Source organism: Umezawaea sp. NPDC059074, from assembly GCF_042738955.1.
In the GTDB taxonomy this organism is placed as follows: Bacteria; Actinomycetota; Actinomycetes; order Mycobacteriales; family Pseudonocardiaceae; genus Umezawaea.
In genome coordinates this window covers 1-3,973 of the sequence record NZ_JBHYHC010000271.1, presented here as the reverse complement: position 1 = coordinate 3,973, position 3,973 = coordinate 1, and the positions used below count along the sequence as shown (strand labels likewise).

The following is a 3,973-nucleotide window of genomic DNA, read 5'->3' as shown; positions in this document are numbered from 1 at the left end:
TGGAGATCGGGCAGGGCTTTGGGGCACTGCCTTTTGGCCCGATCAAGGGGCAAATCTAGGGGCCCCAAATCAAATCGGACACAGCACGCTGGGAGTCGAAGCCGCTAGGCGGCCCAGCTGGAAGCTGTAGCGGCCCGACCCCTGACGCCTACTTGCCAGTGAATCGGGCCGTGCGCTTCTCCACGAATGCGGCCACCGCCTCGCGGTGGTCTGAGGTAGCGCCTGCTTCGGCCTGCGTGCGGGCCTCCACCTCAAGCGTGTCGTCCAAGGTGCCACCAGAGCCAACCGCCAGTGCTTCCTTGATCTTCGCGTAGGCCGTCGTCGGGCCCGCCGCGAGTCGTCGTGCCAACGCTTGCGCCGTGGCGAGGGCTTCGCCGTCCGGGACCACCTGGCCGACCATCCCGACCCTCAACGCGTCCTCGGCGTCGACCGGCTGGGCGAGGAGCATCATTTCCATGGCTCGGCCGTGGCCGATGAGCCTGGGCAGGGTCCATGCCGCGCCCGAGTCCGACGTCAGGCCCACGTTCGCGAATGCCATGAGGAACTTCGCCGATGCCGCCGCCACTCGCAGGTCGCACGCGTAGGCGATGGACGCGCCCGCGCCCGCCGCTGTGCCGTTGACGGCCGCGATCACCGGCTTCGGCATTCCGATGATCGCCTTGATCAGCGGGTTGTAGTGGAGTTCGACGGTGTTCAGGGGGGCGGGGTCGCCTGCCTGGAGGAGGGCGATGTGTTCCTTCAGGTCCTGGCCCGCGCAGAACGCCTTGCCCGCGCCGGTGATGACCACGGCGCGGACCGACTCGTCCTTGGCGGTTTCCTGGATCGCGGCCAGGAAGGTCTCCTTCAGCGACACCGTGAACGAGTTGAACGCCTCCGGGCGGTTCAGCGTGAACGTTCGCACACCGTCTGCGTCGTCGATGAGGAGTTCGGGCACGGCGGGGACCTCCAAGAGCGGTCGAGGGCAGTCGGGAGCAGTCGCGGGTGGTTCGGTGACTGCCTAAGCAGTGGACTCGCTAGCAGTGGACTCGTTCCGTGCCGGCTTGTCCAGGCAGTCGTCCACGAACCGCTCCACGGAGTGGGCCAGGCGGGCGGTGTGGTGGTCGAAGAAGTCGGCCGCGCCGGTGCCCGGCCAGTCGGCGGGCAGCAGTTCCAGAGGTAGGCCGGGATCCCGGAACAGGAACTTGCGCCACGCGTGCAGCAGGCGCTGGGACGCGGCGAACGCCTCGGGGGCGGACGAACCGTCCACACCGGACATCACCGGGCGCCACTCCGCGACGAACGCCGCGTAGTCCCGGCCGAGCGCCGCGAGGTCCCACGCGCGGGCGGCCAGCTCGCCGTCCTGGCCCTCGTGTCCGCCGTGGAACGTGCTCGCCGCCACGTCCTCGGCCGCCAGGACGTCGGCCAGTTCGGGGGAGGGGCGGGGTGCGATCCACGTCACGGGACCCAACGCGCCGTAGCCGAGCAGTTGCAGCGAGCCCGCCAACCGCTCCCGCGACTCGCGCCCCGGAAGCTCCTCCAGCACCACGACGTGCCACCGACCGTCCCACGTGGACGGCCGCGTCCGGTAGATCCTCGCGGCCGCCTCGTCAAGCCGCCGTTCGGCCCTGGGGGTCATGGCGTAGCCGGGGCCATCTGCCAACCGCACCGGGTGCAGCCACCCCTGGCGAACGGTTCGGGACACCGCCGTGCGCACGGCGGGCGCGGCGAAGTCCAGTGGCTCCAGCAACCGCACCAGGGCGGCGATGGTCGCGGCGCCACCGCGTTCACGCAGGTGGCCGCCGTAGACGTCGAACAACGCGGAACGGGCTCGCACGACGGTCGAGTCTGGCAGGCCCGACCCCGGACGACCAGGGCGGGCCGTCGGGCCGTGACGCGCCGGATCCGGTGACCCGCTGACGGGGGACGGATCACGAACCGGTGACGGTGATCGACTTCCCGGAAACCCTTCGCAGCACGGCGATCCAGCCCCTGAACAGGCACAAGTCAAGATCGACAATTCGTCACCGGAACCACTGAAAGATCGGTTCGGTTTCGCGGCTGAGTCCGGATAGGGGAGAATGGACGCGGATCCGGCCGGGTTTCGCGAACCAGGTCGGACGGGGAAGGGTTTTGACGGAGGGAGCACGCTATGGCGGCCATGAAGCCCCGGACCGGCGACGGTCCCCTCGAGGTCACCAAGGAGGGGCGCGGCATCGTGATGCGCGTTCCGCTCGAGGGTGGTGGGCGCCTCGTCGTCGAGATGTCGGCGGAGGAGGCCAGCGCCCTGGGCGATGCCTTGAAGGCGGCCGTTGGCTGATCCCAGCCTCGAGAAGCCTCGAAGCCCCGGTTTCCACTGTGGAACCGGGGCCTCACTTCGTTGTGATCCCGCATACACCGTTGACTGAGGAGGACCGCCGTGCGCACGCCCGTGCCCACCGCACTCGTGGAGGTCGAGGTCGCCGACGCGCCACGACGAGGCGTCCCGAAGGTGCTCCTGACACCCAACGCCGATCCGGGCGAGACCAAGCGAGACAACAGCGGCCACGGTGACAGCGGTGACGGCGGTGACGCCTGGGAGTGCGGTGTCGGCACCGGCGACCCGCTCACGTGGCGGACAGCGGGCGCGAAGCTGATCCGAGCCCTGAACGAGGCCGACGCGGCCCAGTCCTACGACGTGGTCCTCCCTCACGACACCGACGCGGAACGCATCCGCGCCCTCGTACTGGGCCTGGCCTTGGGCGGCTACCGCTTCAAGGTGACGGCGGAAACCCCACCACCTCGAATCCGCTCGGTGCGCCTCATTGCGGCAGACCCCGGCTACGCAGACGTCTTGGCCGCCGAGGCAGCGCGTGCCTACGACTCCGCGTTGGCGACGGCGTTCAGCCGAGACCTGGCGAACATGCCGTCAAACGTGAAAGACCCGCAGTGGCTAGCCTCGACCGCCGCGAAGGCCGCCGGAAAGATCCCAGGCCTCCACGCCGTGGTCCGAGACGAGAAGTGGCTCACCGAGCAAGGCTTCGGCGGAGTACTGGCGGTGGGCGGCGGCTCCACGAGGGGCCCACGCCTGCTGGAACTGTCCTGGCAACCCCGCGAGGTAGCAGGACAGGCCCCCCACGTGGTCCTGATCGGCAAGGGCATCACCTTCGACACCGGCGGCATCTCGATCAAGCCGGCAGACGGCATGCACCTGATGCGCACCGACATGTCCGGCGGCGCGGCAGTCATCTCCGCAATGCTCTCCATCGCCAGGCGAGGCCTACCGGTCCGAGTAACCGGCCTGGTGCCGTGTGCAGAGAACCACGTTTCCGGCTCGGCCTACCGCCCAGGCGACATCGTCCGCCACTACGGCGGAACGACCACGGAGATCACCAACACCGACGCCGAGGGCCGAATCGTCCTGGCAGACGCACTCGCCTACGCGGTAAAAACCCTGAACCCCGACGTACTGGTCGACGTAGCCACCCTGACCGGCGCGATGAAGGTAAGCCTGGGCCTGCGCACAGGCGGCTTGTTCGCAACATCAGACGACTTGGCCGCACGTGTCACCGCAGCGGGTCGCAAAGCAGGCGAGAACTGGTGGCGAATGCCACTACTGGAAGACCACGCAGACGCCGTGAAGTCCGATGTGGCCGACGTCAGGCAATGCCCACCAGGCCCAGGCGGAATCACAGCAGCACTCTTCCTGAAGACCTTCACGGCAAACCTCCCCTGGGCCCACCTCGACATCGCAGGCCCAGCCCGCTCAGAAACCGAATACGACGAGGTAGTGCCAGGCGCGACCGGATTCGCAGCCAGGACACTGATCGACCTAGTGGACAGCTACACCCACTAGGCCAAGCCCTGGAAGCTCTATCTGCCGGCGAGTCCCGGTCGGCCATGGCTGCCTACCCACAACGGCAGCCTTGGCCAGCGGCCCCCGGCCCAGACTCAACCCCGTGACCAACCTGCTCCAAATCTAAATTGCACCGTTCGGAACTGCTCTCTCTATCTTCCG

At 68.4% G+C, this 3,973-nt stretch carries 4 protein-coding genes; 2 read left to right on the top strand and 2 right to left on the bottom strand.

Annotated features, from left to right (window positions below):
* Window positions 1–148: 148 nt before the first annotated feature.
* Entirely contained in the window at window positions 149–934 is a 786-nt protein-coding gene (locus tag ACFWW9_RS45910) for an enoyl-CoA hydratase-related protein (protein WP_390389941.1), read from the bottom strand.
* Between the two features lie 63 nt (window positions 935–997).
* A complete protein-coding gene (locus ACFWW9_RS45905; protein WP_390389940.1) occupies window positions 998–1,813 on the bottom strand; it encodes a PaaX family transcriptional regulator C-terminal domain-containing protein in 816 nt (271 codons plus the stop codon).
* 315 nt (window positions 1,814–2,128) lie between these two features.
* Between ACFWW9_RS45905 and ACFWW9_RS45900 the strand changes: the two genes are divergently transcribed.
* Window positions 2,129–2,296 (top strand): DUF3117 domain-containing protein, encoded by a 168-nt coding sequence (locus tag ACFWW9_RS45900; RefSeq protein WP_106185758.1) that lies wholly within the window; start codon window positions 2,129–2,131, stop codon window positions 2,294–2,296.
* A gap of 99 nt (window positions 2,297–2,395) precedes the next feature.
* A complete protein-coding gene (locus ACFWW9_RS45895; RefSeq protein WP_390389937.1) occupies window positions 2,396–3,811 on the top strand; it encodes a leucyl aminopeptidase family protein in 1,416 nt (471 codons plus the stop codon).
* Window positions 3,812–3,973 lie beyond the last annotated feature (162 nt).

Excerpts from the sequence above, each read along its gene's own strand:
- ACFWW9_RS45900 (WP_106185758.1), top strand. The coding sequence starts at position 2,129 with ATGGCGGCCATGAAGCCCCGGACCGGCGACGGTCCCCTCGAGGTCACC.